The organism is Actinacidiphila cocklensis, from assembly GCF_907177275.1.
Taxonomy (GTDB): domain Bacteria; phylum Actinomycetota; class Actinomycetes; order Streptomycetales; family Streptomycetaceae; genus Actinacidiphila; species Actinacidiphila cocklensis.
Map to the genome: position 1 here is coordinate 35,084 of NZ_CAJSLV010000002.1, position 17,362 is coordinate 52,445.

Here is a 17,362-nt window from a genome sequence, read left to right on the forward strand (position 1 = left end):
CTTCAAAGTCCGGTGACCAGCAGGGTCTGCAGGATCCGGCCGCAGTCGCCGGTGGTGTCGTGCAACTCGCCCTGTGCCAGGCCGGAGCCGCCCGCCGCCGCGGCGGTCGCCGACCGCAGGCACATCCACTCGCCCACCGGGTCGCGGTGCAGCACCAGTGTGACGTCGGTGTTGATGACCAGGCCGCGGCGGCGGTCGAGTTCGAAGCCGACCGCCCAGCTGCTGTCCGCGAGGGTCAGCGCCCGGGTCAGCGGGGTGTCCGCCTCGCCCGCCACCAGCGGGACGCGCTGCCGCGCCCAGGCCGTACCGGGGCCGGGCGTGTCGAAGCCCGGCTCCGCGGCACCGGGCGCCGCCGGCGGGAAGCGCCACTCCATCGCCGAGACGTAGCCGTCCAGGTACGCCCCGGCCATCGTCTGCGGCGGCTGCGGACCCGGCAGCGGCGGTACGGGCGCCAGCGGGCTCAGCGCCGGGGTGTCCTCGGGGGCCGCGACCATCCGCCACGCCCTGGCCAGCAGCACCTCCCTGCCGCCCGAGGTGATCCTGCCCTCCAGCAGCTCCGTCCGCCCGCCGGTGCGTACCGTCGCCACCTCCACGTCGAGGTCGCCGACCGGCACCGGGCGCGGCAGGTCGATCGTCACCCGGGCGATCCGCATGCCCGGCCGGGCCTCGTGGCGTTCCATCAGCCGGCCGACGAGAGCGGACGGCGGCCCCGCGTGCTGGGTCAGGGGGCTCCACGGCCCCGCCGTCGCGGGGCCGCTCTCGTACCGCCCGCCGCCCAGGCTCCGGTAGAACGCCTCACTGGTCACGCGGAACTCCTCGGCCGGGGATGCTCGGCGCCGATCGTAGCGAGCCCCCTTCCAGCCCGGCCGGTCGGACCGGTGCGCCCCCTCAGCTCCTCGCTTCCGCCCGGGCGGCCAGCGCCAGCACCCGCTGGGCGCCGGCCACCACCGCCGGGTCGACGAAGCGCCCGTCGGGCAGCGCCAGCGCGCCCGGGGACGCGTCTGCCGCCGCGACCGTCTCGCGGGCCGCGGCGATCTCCGCCGCGGAGGGCAGATACGCCCGCTCGATGACGGGCAGCTGGCGCGGGTGGATCGCGGCCCGGCCGAGGAAGCCCAGCGCGCGGCCGCGCCGGCAGGAGGCGGCCAGCCCCGGCAGGTCGCGGACGTCGGGGTAGACCGACTGGGCCGGCGGCGCCAGCCCCGCCGCCCGGGCCGCCACCACCGTGCGGACCCGGGGCCACACCAGCGCGTCCTCGTCCGCGAGCCCCAGGTCGGCCCGCAGGTCCGCCTCGCCGAGCGCGATGCCGCGGACGGCCGGGTCGGCGGACGCGATCGCGAACGCGTTCTCCACCCCGAGCGCGGACTCCAGCAGCGGATACAGCGCGGGCGCGTCCCCGGCCTCGCGCAGCAGCCGCAGCACCCGGGCGACGTCCGCGGGCGAACCGACCTTCGGCAGCCGCACCCCGCCGAGCCCCGGCAGCCCGGCGAGTGCGGCCAGGTCGGCGGCGAGCTGCGGGCCGTCCAGCGCGTTCACCCGGACATGCACGGCCGCAGGCCCCGCGGCCGGTTCCGCGAGCAGTTCCGCGGTCGCCGCCCTGGCGTAGTCCTTGCGGTCGGCCCCGACCGCGTCCTCCAGGTCGACCAGCACCACGTCCGCCCCGGACCGCAGCGCCTTGGCCACCACGTCGGGACGGTCCCCCGGGGCGTACAGCCAGGTCAGCGGGATGCCGGCGGCGGTGTCCCGGCGGCGCGCACCGGCCGGGCCGGCGGCCTGCGCGCCGCGTGCCGCGTCCGGCCCCGCGCCCGGCGTCGGTACCGTGCCCACCCGGCCGGCGGGCGCGCGGCTCACAGCGCGCCCTCCTCGCGCAGTGCCGCGATCTGCGGTGCGGTCAGGCCGAGTTCGGTCAGCACCTCGGCGGTGTCGGCGCCGTGGGGGCGGCCGGTCCAGCGGATGGCGCCGGGGGTGGCGGACAGCCGGAAGAGCACGTTCTGCATCCGCAGCATGCCCAGGTCCTCGTCCTCGACCCGCGCCACCGTGCCGAGCGCGCGGAACTGCGGGTCGGCGACCACGTCGCGTACGTCGTAGACCGGCGCGACCGCGGCCTGCGCCGACTCGAAGGCGGCCACCACCTCCGCGCGGTCGTGCCGGGCGATCCAGTCGCCCACCACCTTGTCGATCTCCTCGGCGTGCGCCGCCCGCCCGGTGCCGCTCGCGAACCACGGCTCGTCGGCGAACTCCGGGTGCCCGACCAGCCGCAGCACCCGCTCGGCCACGGACTGCGCGGACGACGACACCGCGAGCCAGCTGCCGTCCGCGGTGCGATAGGTGTTGCGGGGCGCGTTGTTGGCGGAGCGGTTGCCCATCCGGGGCTGCACGTAGCCCAGTTGGTCGTACCAGAGCAGTTGCGGGCCGAGCACCGCGAGCATCGGCTCGATGATCGCCATGTCCACCACCTGGCCCGCCCCGGTACGGTCGCGGCCCGCGAGCGCCGCCATCACCGCGAACGCTGTCGCCAGCCCTGCCACCGCGTCGGCCAGGCCGAACGGCGGCAGCGTCGGCGGCCCGTCGGGCTCGCCGGTGGTGGCCGCGAAGCCGCTCATCGCCTCGGCCAGGGTGCCGAAGCCCGGCCGGGCCGCATACGGGCCGAACTGCCCGAAGGCGGTGACGCGGGCGAGCACCAGCCGCGGATTGGCCGCGGACAGCTCCTCCCAGCCCAGGCCCCACTTCTCCAGGGTGCCGGGGCGGAAGTTCTCGATGACCACGTCGGCCGACGCGGCCAACTTGAGCAGCACCTCGCGCCCGCCGGGCGTGGACAGGTCGACGGTGACATTGCGCTTGTTGCGGCCGAGGTGCTTCCACCACAGGCCGACGCCGTTCCTGCCCGGGCCGTGCCCCCGGGACGGGTCGGGCTTGCGCGGGTGCTCGACCTTGATCACGTCGGCGCCGAAGTCGCCGAGCAGGGTGGCGGCGCCGGGTCCCGCGAAGAGCGTGGCCAGGTCGAGCACCCGCATGCCGGCCAGCGGCCCGGCCGGCGGATCAGCGGGGTCCGCCGCGGCGGAGGGGGAGGAGGAGGGGGCCGCTTCCTGCGGACGCGGTTGGTGCATGGGTCGTACCTCGGTTCTGGTGCTTCGGTTCTCGGTGAGGGTGGGGTCTTCCGCAGATTCCTGCGAAGGTTCCTGCGGACGGGGGAACTTGGCGGCTCACGGGCTGCGGAGCGCGACAGCCGCGCGGGCGTCGATGGCCGCGCGGTCCGGCATCGAGGAGGAGGCGCCGGGGAGTTCGACGGACAGCGCGGAGGCGGCGGTCGCCCAGCGCAGGGCGTCGGCGGTCGTCCGGCCCTCGCCGAGCGCCACCGCCAGCGCCCCGACGAAGGTGTCGCCCGCCGCGGTGGTGTCCACCACGTCGGCGGCCAACCCGGGTACGGCCAGCGGCTCCTGGCCGCGCATCGCGTGCAGGCAGCCCGCCGCGCCCAGCGTGACCACCACCTCGGGCACCGCGTCGAGCAGCACCCGGGCCGCCGCACGCGGATCGCGCTCGCCGCTGAGCGCGGCGGCCTCGTGCTCGTTGGGCACCAGCAGGTCGACGACGGACAGCAGGTCGTCGGGCAGCGGCTGCGCGGGAGCGGGTGTGAGCACCGTGCGCACGCCCCGCGCCCTGGCCGCCCGCGCCCCGGCGAGCACGCCGGCCAGCGGGAGTTCGAGCTGCAGAAGCAGGGCGCCCGCCGCGCCGATCACCGCCTCGTCCTGCGAGGTCAGCGCCGTCACCGTGCCGTTGGCGCCCGGCACCACCACGATCGCGTTGTGCCCCTCGCCGTCCACCACGATCTGGGCGACGCCGCTGGGACCCGGGGCCGTACGCAGCCGGTCGGTGCCGACGCCCGCGCCCTCCAGTGCGGCACGCAGCCTGCGGCCGAAGTCGTCGTCGCCGACCGCGCCGATCATCGCGACCGCGCCGCCGGCCCGCGCGGCGGCGATCGCCTGGTTGGCGCCCTTGCCGCCGGCCACGGTACGGAACGACTCCCCGGTCACCGTCTCGCCGCGGGCCGGCGCGGTCCTGACGTACGCGACCAGGTCCATGTTGGCGCTGCCCAGGACCGCGATCCCGGCCGGTCGTAGGGGCGGTGCTGTCATGAGGTGCCTTCCTGCGGGAGGACCGCGAGCGCGGCGGTGCGCCGGGCGAGCGTGTCGAAGCCGATGCCGTCCAGCCCGCCGACCGTGGTCGACAGCCGGTTCTTCAGCGGGCCGGTCCACCGGTCGGGCAGCGCGGCGGGCGAACCCGCGAGCAGCCCGGCCACCGAGCCGGCCGTCGCCCCGTTGGAGTCGGTGTCCCAACCCCCCGACACCGCACGGGTGATGGAGCCGGAGAAGTCGCCGCCGGCGTGGGTGAGAGCGGCGGCCAGCAGGCTCGCGTTGGGCAGCACGTGCACCCAGTGGTGGTCGCCGTGGGCGGCGTGCAGCGCGTCCACCACGTCCGCGAAGCCCGCGGCGGTACCGGTCGGCTCCGCACGGGCCGCCTCGATGCCGAACCGCACCGCCCGGGCCAGCCGCGACCCGCCGGGCACCACGCCGAGCCCGGCGGCCAGGCAGTCGTGGACGTCGGCGCGGCCGCCGGCCGCCGCGGCGATCACCGCCGCGGCGAACATCGCCCCGTGGACCCCGCAGGCGGTGTGCGTGAGCACCGCGTCCCGCCACACCTGGTCCGCGGCGGCGACCGGGTCGCCCGGGTGCGTCCAGCCGTGCACGTCGGCCCTGATCAGCGCGCCGATCCACTCGCGGAAGGGATTGCGCCGGGTCGCGGTGTGCGGCGGCTCGACCCCGTCCAGCAGATTGCGGTACGCGACCCGCTCGGCGGTGAAGGTGCGCCCGGCGGGCAGTTCCGCCAGCCACAGCCGCGCCACGTCGGCGGTGCCGAAGCCGTGGCCGTGGGCTTCGAGCAGCAGCAGCCCGAGCAGCGGGTAGTCGAGGTCGTCGTCCTCCGGCATCCCGCTGATGTTCTCGGCCAGCGAGGTGGCCGCGCTGCGGCGGTTCCACGGGTGCCGCGCGGCGACGTCCGGGTCGAGCCCGGCCCCGGTGAACCAGCCGTCCAGCGGCCAGTTCCCGGTCCCGCGGGCGATCTCCCTGATCCCTGCGAGGGTCAGCTTCTCCACCGGCTTCCCCAGCAGGCACCCGGCGGCCCGCCCCAGCCAGGCGGCTTCCAGCCGGGCGGCCAGGCGGGTCCGGGTGTCACGGTCGGACGGCCGCTCCGCTCGGTGTGCGGGCGACCCTTCCTCCGGCGCCGTGCCCGTACCCGCGGGCACCTCCGGCAGCGGCGACCACGCCGGGGCGAGCGCGTGGATCGCCGCCAGGTCCGTCGGCTCGGCCGCGGCCAACGGGCTGGACGCCGCCCCTAACTCGTCGAGCAGCGACTCCGCGAGGGCGCGCAGCGCCGGAGGCGTCGGACCGGCGGAGGCGCCGGCGCGGTCAGGGGCGAGGCGGCCGCCCGCGGCCAGCCAGCGGCGGCGGACGCCGGCCGGGTCGCGGCCGTCCTCCGCCGCCTGCCGCAACTCGTGGCCGAGCAGGTCCTCCGGCTGCACCCAGGTCAGCCGCAGCTCCGCTGCGGGCGGCGTCATCGCGCCCCCGCCAACGCCGTGAACGCCGCCTCATGGGCGCGGCGGCGCTCGGTGTCCCGGGCGAAGACCTCCCGCGTGACGGCGGCCAACTCCGCGGCGGGGCCGTGCAGGTCGAGCCGGCTTGCCCGGCCCACCTCGGTGCTCCACTCGGCGGGTACCGCACCCGTGCCGCCGAGTGCCCCGGCGATCGCACCGCTCATCGTGGCGATCGAGTCGCAGTCCCGCCCGTAGTTCACCGAGCCGAGCACCGCGGGCTCGTAGGCGCCGCCGCCGACCAGCAACATGCCGAGCGCGACCGGCAGTTCCTCGATGGCGTGCAGCCGGGAGGGCCGCCGCGCGCCGAGCGAGGGCTCACGGTAGCGCGGCCCGACCGTGTCGAAGGGCGCCACCGCCTCCCGCAGCGGCCCCAGCGCGGCCTCCCAGTCGCCGTAGGCCGCCGCCCGCTCGCACACTGCCTCGATCGCCGCCCGCGTACCGTCCTTGGCCAGCTCCAGCACCGCATCGACCACGCTGCCCGCCGTGGCACCCGGTACGAAGGCCGCCGCCACGGCCGCGGCGAAGACGCCCGCCGCCTCGCGCCCGTACGACGACTGGTGCGGCGCCGCCACCTCAAGGGCCTCCGTGTAAGCCGCCCCCGGATTACCGGCGTTGACCACACCCACCGGCGCCATGTACATCGCCGCACCGCAGTTGACGATGTTGCCGACACCCGCCTCCCGCGGGTCCACGTGGCCGTAGTGCAGCCGGGCCACGATCCACTTCTCGGCCAGGAAGATCCGCTGCAACGGCAGCGCCTCCGCCTCCAGTTCGGGTATCCAGCGGGGCGTGCCGATCAGGTCGGGCACCAGGTGCTCGGCGATGCTGTACGCGTCGAGGTGGTCGCGCACCTTCGCGTAGACCCGGACCAGCGCGTGCGTCATCAGGGTGTCGTCGGTGACGTGGCCGTCACCCTTGTGGTATGGCGCGATGGGCCGCGCGGTGCGCCAGTCCTCGTGGAAGGGGCCGACGATGCCGCGCACCCGGCCGCCGTGCCGCTCCGCGATCTGCTCCGGCGTCCAGCCCTCGACGGGGCCGCCGAGCGCGTCGCCGACGGCGGCGCCGGCGATGCAGCCGGCGACGCGGTCCTCAAGCGTCAGTTTCATGGATGTCCGAGTCCTTCCTTGGCGGTGGCGGCCGGCTCGGCGGCGGCCAGCCGCCCGGCCAGCTCCACGAGATCGAGGCCGGCCAGCCGCGGCAGCGCGCAGCCGGCCAGGGTCCTGCACGCGGCCCGCCAGGAGGCGGGCAGGGACCGGGCGCCGCCGAGCGCGCCGGCCAGCGCGCCCGCCAGCGCGGGCGCGGAGTCCGCGACCCGCGACAGGCACGCGGCGGCGGGCACCGCCTCCTCCACGGCGCCGTCACTGGCCAGGACCAGTGCGAGGGCGACCGGCACGGTGTCGGCGGCGGCGATGCCGTAGCTGTAGACGTGGTCGATGATCTGGTGTTCCAGCAGCGGGACCAGGCCGAACGCCCGCCCGTGCCCCGCTCGCCGGGCGGCCCCGGCGAGGGCGACCGCGTGCTCGGCGTTGCGGGCGATCTCCGAGCCGGGCGGCAACTGGTGCAGGGCGGCGGCCACGCAGTCCGCCGCGGGCGCTCCCGCCAGTGCGAGCGCGACGGCCGCGGCCATCGCACGGGCGCCGTGCACCCCGTCCTCGTCCTGGGTGTAGCGGGCGTCGTACTCGGCGAGGTCCGCCGCGGCCGCCGGGTCGCCGGGATGGACGACGGCGAGCACGCAGGCCCGCACGCAGGCCGCGTCGTCGAAGAAGTGCGGGTTGTCGTGCCCGGTGGCGGGCGGGCGCAGGCCGGTGGCGAGATTGCCGAGGCCGGCCCGTACCGAGATCCTGGCCCGCAGCGGGATCACCGCGGACTCGACCTCGGGCGCGCGGGCCGCGGCCGAGGAGATCTCGGCGGCCAGCGACATCCACGCCAGGTCCACCGCGGCGCGCACCTGGCGGTCGCGGGTGAGGTCGCTGAGCAGCGCACCGCGCGAGGCGAGCACCGCCTCCGCGGTGAAGGCCGCCCATTCGGCGTCGTCGGAAGGGCCGAGCCGCAACGGCTCCGGCGGCTGGTTGAGGGCGATCGGCACCGGCAGGGTGGTCGTCTCGTTCTGCTCGGCGAAGGTGTCGAGCTCGCGGGTGAGCCGCCGCGTCCACTCGGGCATCCGCGCGGCCCGGTGCCGCGCCGCCGGCCACCCGGCGGCGTCCCCCGACGCGAGCCCCAGCAGCAGCCCCTCCACCCGCTCACCCGCGCCCGGCCCCCCGAGCCCGGCCGGGGATGGGAGGGGGTCCGCGTCCTGTTCGGCCGCCGGGCCGTTCGGCCGCGTGCCCGGCCCGCTCCGCCGCCCCCCGAGCCCGTTCGGGGTTGGGAGGGGGTCCGGATCCCTCACGGCCGCAGGGCTGTCCGGGCGCGCGCTCGGGACCGGGGGCCGGGTGTCCGGGGCGTGCGGTCCCGGCGGGGCCGGCTCGTCCGTCCGTGGGCCGCGCTGCGGTGCGCGGGCGCCCCGGGGTTCGGCCGTCGCCGCGTCGCTCGTGCGCCGGGTCGGGTGGTGGGTCATGAGGCGGCCCGTTCCACCGGGGCGTGCCGGGCCTCGTCGGGGGAGAGCAGGTCGGCGATGTCGTGGACGTGGTAGCCGGCCATCGCGGGCAGGCAGCTGCCGCGTACCGCTCTGACGGCCCCTGACCAGCGGGCCGGGATCGCGGACCAGCCGCCGAGGGTGCCGGCGAGGGCGCCGGCGACCGCGGCCGTGGTGTCGGCGTCCCTGCCCATGTTCACCGCGGTGAGCACCGAGCCGGTGAAGTCGCCCGCCGCCAGGGCGAACGCGCCGAAGGCCAGCCCCACCGCCTCGGGCGCCAGATCCGTCCACGGGTAGCCGCCGATGACGACCGCGGCGCGCAGCGCCCGCTCCCGGTCGAGCACCGTCAGGTCGGGGTCCAGCCTGACCCGGCGGGCCACCGTCACCGCCCGCCGCAGCGAGCGCGCGGTCCAGGAGTCCTCGGGCACCACCGACAGCGCCGCGGTGATCACCGCGGCGCAGTCTCCGCCGCCCATCGCCGCCGCCACCCCCGCCGCGACGGCCTGCCCGCCGTAGATCCCCTCGCCCTCGTGGCTGATCGTGCCGTCGATGGCGACCAGCCGGGCCGCCTCGCCCGGCCGCCCCGCGGCGAAGACGCCGCAGGGCGTGGCGCGCATCGCCAGCCCGTCGCTCCAGGCGTGCCGGTGCTGCGCGGTGATCGGCGCGGCGAGACCCCTGCGGAGGTTCTCCAACGTGCCGCGCTCGCTGAAGCCGGCCCCCTTGAAGGGGCCTTCGTCCCGGTCGGCGATCCATTCGTGCCAGGCCGTCTCGACGTCGGCCGGGGTGAGGGCCGATCCGTGCCGGGCCAGCAGCAGCCCGGACAGGACGGCGTACTCGGTGTCGTCGGTGCCGGCCGGGTCGTCGGTGACGAAGTCCTCGATACGGCCCCAGCGCTTGCGGATCGCGGACGGTTTCATGTTCTCCGCGGGCGCCCCCAGCGCGTCACCGACGGCGAGGCCTGTCAGTGCGCCGCGCGCATGGTCGCGCGGTGAGCCGGGGGCGGGAGCGGGTCTGCGGGTGCTGTCGGGCGACGGGGTCAGATATGGGCCGGAGGTGCCGGATGGGGCGGGAGTTGTGCTCATGCCGTGCCATTTCCTGGTGAGTCCTGCTGTGTGGTGCGGGCGTCCGCTGGTCCCGTGCGGCAGGGCGGCGGTCGCGGCGGCGGGCGGTATCCGGCTGCGGGCATGTCGGTGGCTCCTTCGTCGCCGGTCAGCTGCGGTAGCGGTCGAAGACCCTGTTGCCGTCGCGCACCAGCTTCTTGCGCAGCGAGTCCAGGCCGATGGCGCCGCTGAAGTACTGCTGCAGCGCCGGGGTGGCGACCTTGTCCGACCACTCGGGATATCCGCGCCGGCCCAGCGCGGGGGAGGCCACCAGATGCGCCGCCACCGACATGCCGGTGCTCCAGCCGAGCTTGCCGGTGGTCAGCGACGGGTCCCGCAGCGCGTCGGTGCCGGTCGGGGCCATCCAGTCGCCCCTGGCCAGCTCCACCAGGTGGTCGGTCTGCGTCATGAAGCCGATGAAGGCCGCCGCCTGCGCCTGGTGGCGGCAGTCCTTGGACACCGACAGCGTCTGCGGGCTGACGCCCTGCGCGCGCCCGCCGTCCGGGGCGCCGGCGCCGACCGGCAGCGGCAGGGTGACCCAGTCGAAGCGGGCCGGCGCCTGCTGCTGCACCTGCTGCCGGTAGGACAGGTTGAGCGGCAGCATCGCGTAGCGCCCGGCGAAGAAGCCGGGCAGGGTGTCGCCGCCGCTCATGCCCAGGGCACTGGCGGGCGCCGACCTGTCGGTGCCGACCTGCCGTCGCACCATCTCGGCGAACGCGGAGTCGGCCTGCTCCAGGCGGACTTCGGTGCCCCCGTCGTCCTTGCGGTAGAGGATGCGCCCGCCGGTGGTCAGCGACAGGTTCAGCGTCACGCTCACCGGTGAACTCATCGGCCAGGCGACGCCGTAGCGCTCGTCCTTCCCGCCGGAGCGGGACAGCTCCTTGGCGATGTCCTCGAACTGCGCCCACGTCCAGGGCTGTTCCGCGTCCGGAAGGTCGATGCCCGCCTCGCCCAGCAGGCCGCGGTTGGCGATCAGCACCCGCGGCTCCTGCAGGAAGGGCACGCCGTACAGACCGCCGCCGAAGCGGCCCATGTCCCAGGCGGCGGACGGGATACGGCCGCGTACCGCCGCGGGCAGCAGCCCGGTCAGGTCGGCGAGGTAGCCGCCGGAGCCGAAGTCGGTGAGGTCGTTGCCCTCGTCGTGGATGATGTCCGGCGCGGCGCCGCCCTCGAAGGAGGTGAGCAGCTGGTCGTGGACGTCGTCCCAACTGCCCTGCACGTAGCGGACCTGGACCTCGGGGTGCGCGGTGTTCCACTGCGCCACCAGCGCCTTGTTGGCCGCGACCGACTCCTCCTGCCAGGCCAGCGACAGGAAGTCCAGGGTGGGCACGCCGGACGCGTCCGACGAGCCGCAGCCGGACAGCAGGGTGGTGGAGCCGGCTGCGGCGGCGGTCGCGGCGGCGCCGGTGAGCAGGCTGCGGCGGCGCATCAGCCCTTCACCGCCCCGGACAGCATGCCGCCGACCAGGCGCTTTTGGAGCAGCGCGAAGAAGGCCAGGCTGGGGATGGTGGCGAGCAGCGACGCGGCGGCCAGCGGGCCGAGGTCCGCGGCCCCCTCGGCACCGGTGAAGTGGGTGAGGATCACGGACATCGTCTGCTTCTCCGGTGTCTTGAGCAGGACCAGGGCGAAGAAGAACTCGTTCCAGGCGGTGACGAAGGCGAACATCAGCGTCGCGACCAGCCCGGGCGCCAGCAGCGGAAGGACCACGCTGCGCAGCGTCCGAAGCCGGCCGCAGCCGTCGATCGCGGCGGCCTCCTCCAGCGAGACCGGCACCGCTTTGACATAGCTCTGCAGCATCCACAGCACGAAGGGCAGCGTCCACACCACGTAAACGACGACAAGGCCGGGCCGGGAATCGATCAGGTGCAGATTTTTCAGCACCATGAACAACGGGATGATGACCAGCACGAGCGGGAACATCTGGCTGACCAGGATCCAGCCGGTGCCGGCCCGGCTCACCGCGCCCCTGAACCGCACCATCGCGTACGCCGCCGGCACCGCGACCGCCACCGAGATCAGCGCGGCGGCCCCGGCCACCAGCAGGCTGTTGAGCGCCGCGTGCAGCAGCGGCTGCTCGTCCAGCGCGGTACGGAAGTTGCCGAGCGTCGGGTGCCGCGGCAGCCACGTCGGGTCGACCGAGCCCAGCTCCCTGGGCGACTTGAAGGCCGTCGAGACCAGCCACAGCAGCGGGAAGGCGAGGAAGACCAGGTAGCACAGCAGCGCCGCGTACTGCCCGGTCCGGCCCGCGCGGCGGCGCAGACCGCGGCGCGCGGGGCGCGGCTGCGGGCGGGGTACGGGCTGCGGGGCGGCCTGCTGCGAGGCGGGAACGGCGGCGCTCACTGGTCGGCCTCCTTGAGACGGTTGCGCAGGAAGACGGTGAGCAGTACGGCGATCACCGCGACCATCACCAGGCCCATGGCGGCCGCATAGCCGAACTGCCCGTAGCGGAAGGCCTCCTCGTAGGCGAAGAGGGTCGGCAGCCGGGTCTTGCCGCCGGGGCCGCCGCTGGTCAGGACGAAGACCAGGCCGAAGGAGTTGAAGTTCCAGATGAAGTTGAGCGCGGTGATGGACAGCACCACCGGTTTGAGGGTCGGCCAGGTCACGGTGGTGAAGCGGCGCCAGGCCCCGGCCCCGTCGATGCCGGCCGCCTCGTGCAGTTCCAGCGGTACGTTCTGCAGGCCGGCCAGCAGTACCACGGTGGTCTGCGGCATGCCCGCCCACACGCCCACCACGATCACCGCGGGCAGCGCCAGCGACAGGCTGGACAGCCAGTCGGTGTGGCCCGACGTCAGATGCAGGTGCCGCAGCGTGTTGTTGAGGACACCCGCGTCCGGGTTGTAGACCAGCCGCCACATGATGCCGACCACGACCTCGGGCATCGCCCACGGCACCAGCGCCAGGGTGCGGGCCAGCCAGCGGAACCGCAGGTTCTGGTCGAGCAGCAGCGCGAGGCCGAGCGCCAGCAGCAGTTGCAGCGCGGTGACGCACACCGCCCAGATCAGCCCGATCCTGAAGGAGTCCCAGAACAGCGAATCGAGCCGCAGGTCGGCGAAGTTGGTCAGGCCGGTGAAGGACGTGGACCGCGTGACGCCCGACTGGGCGTCGGTGAAGGCCAGCGAGATGCCGTACAGCAGCGGTCCGACGCTCAGCACCAGCACGGGTATCAGCGCGGGCAGCAGCAGGAACCAGGCGTCCCGGTCCAGGCCGAGCATCCGGCGGCGGGCGGCGGTCGTACGCGGCGGGGGAGTGCCGGCGCCCGGCCGCGGCTCGGCGGTTGCGGCGGCGGCGCTCATGCCACGCCCACTACGGCACCCGAACCGACGCGGGTCCGTGCGCCCGTGGTGGACTCGCGGACCACGAGCCGGGGGGCGACCGTCTCGCAGCGCACCTCGTGGGCGCCGCCGTCGAGCCGGGCCACCAGCATCTCGGCGGCGATCCTGCCCCGTGCGCCCGAGCCGAGGTCGACGCTGGTCAGCGCCGGGTGGCCGGCCCTGGCCAGCTCGCTGTCGTCCATCCCCACCACCGCGAGGTCCTCGGGTATCCGCAGGCCCCGGTCGTGCGCGGCGTGGGCGGCGCCCAGCGCGAGCTGGTCGTTGGCGCAGAAGACGCTGTCGATGCCGGGGTGCGCGTCCAGCAGCCGGTGGGCCGCCCGCGCGCCGGCCTCGATACCGAACTCGGTGGTCACGGCCAGCGCGGGGTCGGGTACGGCGCCGGCCTCGCGCAGTGCCGTCTCGTAGCCGATCCTGCGGTTGCGCCCCGGCACGGTGTCCGCCGGGCCGTTGATGAACGCGATCCGACGCCGGCCGCGCTCCATCAGGTGCCGTATCGCGAGCACGGTGCCCGACACCGAGTCGGCCCGCACGCTGTCCACCGCGGCCGCACCGGGCAGCGACCCGATGACCACCACCGGGCGGGCGGCGCGCGCCAGCACCTCCAGATGGGCGCCGGTCACCCGGATCGGACACAGGATCAGCCCGTCGCTCGTCCGGTCGGCGAGGCTGCGCACCACGTCCAGCTCGTCCTCGGCGACGGCGTCGGTGGAGTGCAGCAGCAGCCGGTAGCCCAGCGGTTTGGTCACCGCCTGTATCTGCCGGACCATCGAGACATAGGCCGGATTGCCCACATCGGGCATGGCGAAGGTGAGTTGACGTGTACGGCCGCCTTTGAGGGATCTGGCCACCCCGTTGGGCACGTAGCCCAGCTCCGCCGCGGCCTGCTCGACCCGCCGCACGGTGTCGGGACGAGCCCCGTGACCATTGAGAACGCGGGAGACCGAGGCGGTGGACACCCCCGCCCGGGCAGCGATGGTCTCCACCGTCGGTGGTCCGTCCGAAGTCGGCATAGTCGTCCTCTCGCTGTACGGCCGCGAACTGTAATCGTTTACAGAGTGATCCTTCTCCGACCCCTCGGGGGAGGAGGGGTTTCCGCGATGTTGCGCGGACGTTTCGCTGACGGTCAGTCAATTGTGGCCTGAATCACGGCCCGGAGGGAAGCGTTCAGGAAAATCCGGCCCGCGGCGCACACCGCACCGCGGACCGGAAGGAGGCGTGAGCCGGCTCAGGGCTGTCCCGTAATCCGCGGTGGACCAGCGGGCGGCGTCAGATGCGGTGCATCGCAAGGCGAAGGGTCGCCCTCATACCGGGTCGTATTCGGGCGAGCCCGACAACGCGGCGAGGTGCCGTAGCTGTCGTCGCGCGCGCGCCGGGGATTGCGGGACAGCCCTTAGCCGACCGGTCCGAGCCCGGCCGCGGCGACGCGGTCCGCGACCGCCCGCGACTCGGCCTCCGTCAGGGGCAGCAACGGCGCCTGGGTGTGCGGGTGGCGGATCACGCCGCGGGCGGCCAGCGCCGCCTTGAACGCGCCGAGTGCGCCCGACATCCGGCCCACCCGGCTGCGGTCGGCGACCTCGATGATGCCGAACAGCTCGGTCAGCCGCCGCTGTTCGGCCCGTGCGGCGGCGGTGTCACCGGCCCGCGCGGCCTCGTAGAGCCGCACGTAGCCGTGCGGGTCCACATTGCCCAGGCCCGGCACGATGCCGTCGGCGCCGCGCGCCATCGCCAGGTCCGCCAGGGTCTCGGAGCCGGTCAGGCAGGCCGCCCCGCTGCCTGCGGCGCCGTCGAGCACCCGCTGGAAGCCTTCGAGGTCCCCCGAGGAGTCCTTGACCGCGGCGATCACCTTGGCCTGCGCCAGCTCGCCGAGCAGCGCCGAGGGCAGCTTGTAGCCGACGTTCGACGGGATGTCGTAGGCGACGACGGGCAGTTCGAGCGCCGCGTGCAGCAGCTCGTAGTGCGCCCTGACCTCGGCCTCGCCGACCCCGACGTAGAAGGGTGCGGTGACCACCACCGCGGCGGCGCCCAACGCCTCCGCCCGCCGGGCGTGTTCGAGTACCCGCAGGGTGCCGGTGTCGATCGCGCCGGCCAGGACCGGGACCTGACCGGCTGCGGTGGCCACGACCGTGCGCAGCGCGGTGTCCCGTGCCGCGTCGGTCAGCTGGGCGATCTCCCCGGTGGACCCGCCGACGAACAGGCCGTGCACTCCGGCGTCGAGCAGGAAGCCGGTGAGGCGTTCGAGCGAGGCGGTGTCCACCTCCCCGTCCTGGGTCAGCGGGGTGCACAGGGGAGGGACGACTCCGTGGAACATCAGACCTTCTCACTCGCCGGGGGTCCGGCTGTTGCGGTTCTTCCGGTTGCTGCGGGGCGCCGCCGCTCCGCGGCGCTCTGCACGCGGGCCGGCACGTCGAAGCCGACCAGCAGCACGACCGCGACGGTCAGTACGAGGCCGAGCAAGGCCAACGAGGTGCCCAGGCCCAGCGGTTCGGCGATCTTGGCGCCCAGGACGGGGGCGGCGGCGCCGCCGAGCGCGCCGACGTTGTAGCTGAACCCGAGTGCGGCGGCGCGCATACCGATCGGGTAGTGCGAACTGATGTAGCTGGGCAGCACGCCCGAGGCGCCCTGGCTGGTGCCCACCAGCAGGAACAGCAGCACCCACAGGGCGGTGGTGTGGCCCTCGCCGAGGGCGAACACCGGGTAGACGAAGGCCAGCGAGACGACCAGCATGCTCACGTACGCCCGGCGGGTGCCGAACCGGTCGCCGAGGTAGCCGCTGGCCACCGAGCCGACCGCGTAGCCGAAGCCGGCGTAGAGCAGCGCGTCGGAGACCTGTCCCGGGTCGTAGTGCAGGTCGGTCTTGAGGTACGTCGGCAGCAGCGACTGCAGCGGCCAGGAGTAGAGGAACGCGCAGAAGACGGTGACCATCAGGCCCACCACCACGGGCCACAGGCGCTGCGCGAACTGCACGGCGAGCGCCACGAAGCAGGCGGTGATGACCGCGACCAGCAGCAGCGTGACCGCGAGCGACTGGCTGCGCAGCACCACCAGCAGGGCGACCCCCGCCACCAGGCAGACCGGCACCGTCCACAGCCGGGCGCGGCCGGTGAAGAGCAGGGCGGTGGCGCTGACCGGCCGCTCGCCCGCGTCCCTGGCCTGCTGCCACTCGGTGGCCTCGGGCAGCCGGCGGCGCAGGTAGACCGCGACGATCACCGGGAGGATGCCGATCCAGAACAGCACCCGCCAGCTCGTGTGCGGCACCACCCAGGCGTACGTCTTGGCGGCCAGCACCCCGCCCAGCGGGTAGCCGGACAGCAGCATGCCGCTGGCGGTGTTCCGCATCCGCCGCGGCCAGCTCTCGATGATGTACGTGGCGCTCGCGCTGTACTCGCCCGCCATGCCGAGCCCGACGACCATCCGGAAGGCGAACAGCGACCAGTAGTCCCACGAGAAGCCGCAGAGCACGGAGCCGACCGCGTAGAGCGCGATGCTCAGCACCATCGCGGGGCGGCGGCCGAAACGGTCGCCCAGCGCGCCGATGGCCAGGCCGCCGAACCAGCGCGAGACGAACGCGGCCGACACCAGGGTCGCCGCGGTCACCGTGGACAGGTGGAAGTCCTTGGCGATCTCGGTCAGGACGAGGGTGATCAGGCCGAAGTCGAAACCGTCCATCGCGTAGCCGAGCCACGCGGCGGAGAACGCCTTCCAGTTCTGCTTCGACAGCTCGGCCCGCCAGCGAAGTGGCGGCGCGGCCGCGTCGTGTGTCCTCATGGGCTCGCATCCTCGGGAGCGGTGGTTCGAGATGTAGGACGTAGGACGTCCCACGTCCTACGCTTCGCGGTAACGTAGGCCCCATGCCAGCTCAGCGCAAGCCCCCCGCCGTGCAGGCCGCGGACGCCGGCCGTGGTCGGCGGCCCACCGTGCAGGACCAACTCATCGACCTCATCGTGGAGTTGGACCTCGATCCGGGAGAGGTGCTGCCGCCGGAACCCGAGCTGATGCGTACGCTCGGTGTCAGCCGCAACTCGGTGCGTGAAGCGCTCAAGGGCCTGCAGGCCCTCGGAATTGTCGACATCCGGCACGGCTACGGTACCTACGTCGGCACACCGCAGCTCCGCTCCCTGGCTCCTGGCCTGCTCTTCCACACCCGGCTGGCGGTGCGCAGGGACAACCCGCGCGGCCTGCTCGACATCGTCGAGGTCCGCTCGCTGCTGGAGAGCGGCCTGATCCGCCGCTCGGCACGCGAACTCACCGACGAGGACATCGCCCGGCTGCGCGACGAGCTGGACGCACTGGCCGCCGACGGCGACGCCGGCCGCGCGGGCCACGACCGGCGCTTCCACGAGCTGCTCTACGAACCCCTCGGCAACGCCCTGGTCCTCCAGCTGATCGCGCTGTTCTGGGACGTCTACCGCCAGGTGGAGAGCGAGGTCGGCAAGCCGCACACCGACCACGGCCAGGTCGTACGCCAGCACCGCCAGGTCCTGGAAGCGGTCGTCGCCCGCGACCCGGACGCGGCCGCCGCCATGATCGCCGAGCACTTCGCCGACATCACCGGCCGCTTCGACCGCTGGACCGGCACGGCAGAACCGGCCTGAGGCGGGCGCGCGGTGCAGCGTGCCGGGGCATGGTTGCAGAAACGCCGTGCCACCAGGGCGTTCACCCGCAATACTCGACGCCAGCGGTGCGCCGGGACGGCCGGCGGCCCGCCCGGCCGACC

The 17,362-nt window shown here is 74.7% G+C and carries 15 protein-coding genes; 1 reads left to right on the top strand and 14 read right to left on the bottom strand.

The window, feature by feature from the left end; translation table 11 throughout:
- Nucleotides 1-2: 2 nt before the first annotated feature.
- The 14 genes from NFU81_RS01960 to NFU81_RS02025 all read right to left on the bottom strand — a co-directional run bounded on the left by NFU81_RS01960 (nt 3) and on the right by NFU81_RS02025 (nt 16,413).
- Entirely contained in the window at nt 3-806 is an 804-nt protein-coding gene (locus tag NFU81_RS01960) for a thioesterase family protein (RefSeq protein ID WP_251484174.1), read from the bottom strand.
- A gap of 82 nt (nt 807-888) precedes the next feature.
- Nucleotides 889-1,725: an HpcH/HpaI aldolase/citrate lyase family protein gene (locus tag NFU81_RS01965; protein ID WP_251484558.1), complete on the bottom strand. Its 837-nt coding sequence runs from the start codon at nt 1,723-1,725 to the stop codon at nt 889-891.
- Nucleotides 1,726-1,844: 119 nt separating this feature from the next.
- Complete coding sequence (locus tag NFU81_RS01970) at nt 1,845-3,104, bottom strand: CaiB/BaiF CoA transferase family protein (RefSeq protein ID WP_251484177.1); 1,260 nt, start codon at nt 3,102-3,104, stop codon at nt 1,845-1,847.
- Between the two features lie 96 nt (nt 3,105-3,200).
- Nucleotides 3,201-4,130 (bottom strand): ribokinase, encoded by a 930-nt coding sequence (locus NFU81_RS01975; protein WP_251484179.1) that lies wholly within the window; start codon nt 4,128-4,130, stop codon nt 3,201-3,203.
- Nucleotides 4,127-5,608, bottom strand: a complete 1,482-nt coding sequence (locus NFU81_RS01980; RefSeq protein ID WP_251484182.1) for an ADP-ribosylglycohydrolase family protein — start codon at nt 5,606-5,608, stop codon at nt 4,127-4,129. The genes NFU81_RS01975 and NFU81_RS01980 overlap by 4 nt, the downstream gene beginning before the upstream one ends.
- Nucleotides 5,605-6,750, bottom strand: coding sequence for an ADP-ribosylglycohydrolase family protein (locus NFU81_RS01985; RefSeq protein ID WP_251484186.1), 1,146 nt, complete (start codon nt 6,748-6,750; stop codon nt 5,605-5,607). Before NFU81_RS01985 ends, NFU81_RS01980 begins: the two co-directional genes overlap by 4 nt.
- Complete coding sequence (locus NFU81_RS01990) at nt 6,747-7,880, bottom strand: ADP-ribosylglycohydrolase family protein (RefSeq protein WP_422665126.1); 1,134 nt, start codon at nt 7,878-7,880, stop codon at nt 6,747-6,749. Before NFU81_RS01990 ends, NFU81_RS01985 begins: the two co-directional genes overlap by 4 nt.
- A gap of 314 nt (nt 7,881-8,194) precedes the next feature.
- Nucleotides 8,195-9,298, bottom strand: a complete 1,104-nt coding sequence (locus tag NFU81_RS01995; RefSeq protein ID WP_251484193.1) for an ADP-ribosylglycohydrolase family protein — start codon at nt 9,296-9,298, stop codon at nt 8,195-8,197.
- Between the two features lie 127 nt (nt 9,299-9,425).
- Complete coding sequence (locus NFU81_RS02000) at nt 9,426-10,745, bottom strand: ABC transporter substrate-binding protein (RefSeq protein WP_251484196.1); 1,320 nt, start codon at nt 10,743-10,745, stop codon at nt 9,426-9,428.
- Nucleotides 10,745-11,575, bottom strand: coding sequence for a carbohydrate ABC transporter permease (locus NFU81_RS02005; protein WP_251484560.1), 831 nt, complete (start codon nt 11,573-11,575; stop codon nt 10,745-10,747). The genes NFU81_RS02000 and NFU81_RS02005 overlap by 1 nt, the downstream gene beginning before the upstream one ends.
- A 77-nt stretch (nt 11,576-11,652) precedes the next feature.
- Nucleotides 11,653-12,609: a carbohydrate ABC transporter permease gene (locus tag NFU81_RS02010; protein WP_251484198.1), complete on the bottom strand. Its 957-nt coding sequence runs from the start codon at nt 12,607-12,609 to the stop codon at nt 11,653-11,655.
- The gene (locus tag NFU81_RS02015; RefSeq protein ID WP_251484200.1) at nt 12,606-13,631 is read right to left on the bottom strand and encodes a LacI family DNA-binding transcriptional regulator; all 1,026 of its coding nucleotides are present in this window, start codon (nt 13,629-13,631) and stop codon (nt 12,606-12,608) included. The genes NFU81_RS02010 and NFU81_RS02015 overlap by 4 nt, the downstream gene beginning before the upstream one ends.
- 407 nt (nt 13,632-14,038) lie before the next feature.
- Complete coding sequence (locus NFU81_RS02020; RefSeq protein WP_251484202.1) at nt 14,039-14,956, bottom strand: dihydrodipicolinate synthase family protein; 918 nt, start codon at nt 14,954-14,956, stop codon at nt 14,039-14,041.
- Entirely contained in the window at nt 14,956-16,413 is a 1,458-nt protein-coding gene (locus NFU81_RS02025; protein ID WP_251484205.1) for a sialate:H+ symport family MFS transporter, read from the bottom strand. The genes NFU81_RS02020 and NFU81_RS02025 overlap by 1 nt, the downstream gene beginning before the upstream one ends.
- A gap of 83 nt (nt 16,414-16,496) precedes the next feature.
- On the opposite strand from NFU81_RS02025, the gene NFU81_RS02030 reads away from it, so the two are divergent.
- Nucleotides 16,497-17,240 carry a FadR/GntR family transcriptional regulator gene (locus tag NFU81_RS02030; protein ID WP_251484207.1) on the top strand — a complete coding sequence of 248 codons (744 nt, stop codon included), beginning with the start codon at nt 16,497-16,499 and terminating at the stop codon, nt 17,238-17,240.
- The last annotated feature ends 122 nt before the right edge of the window (nt 17,241-17,362 follow it).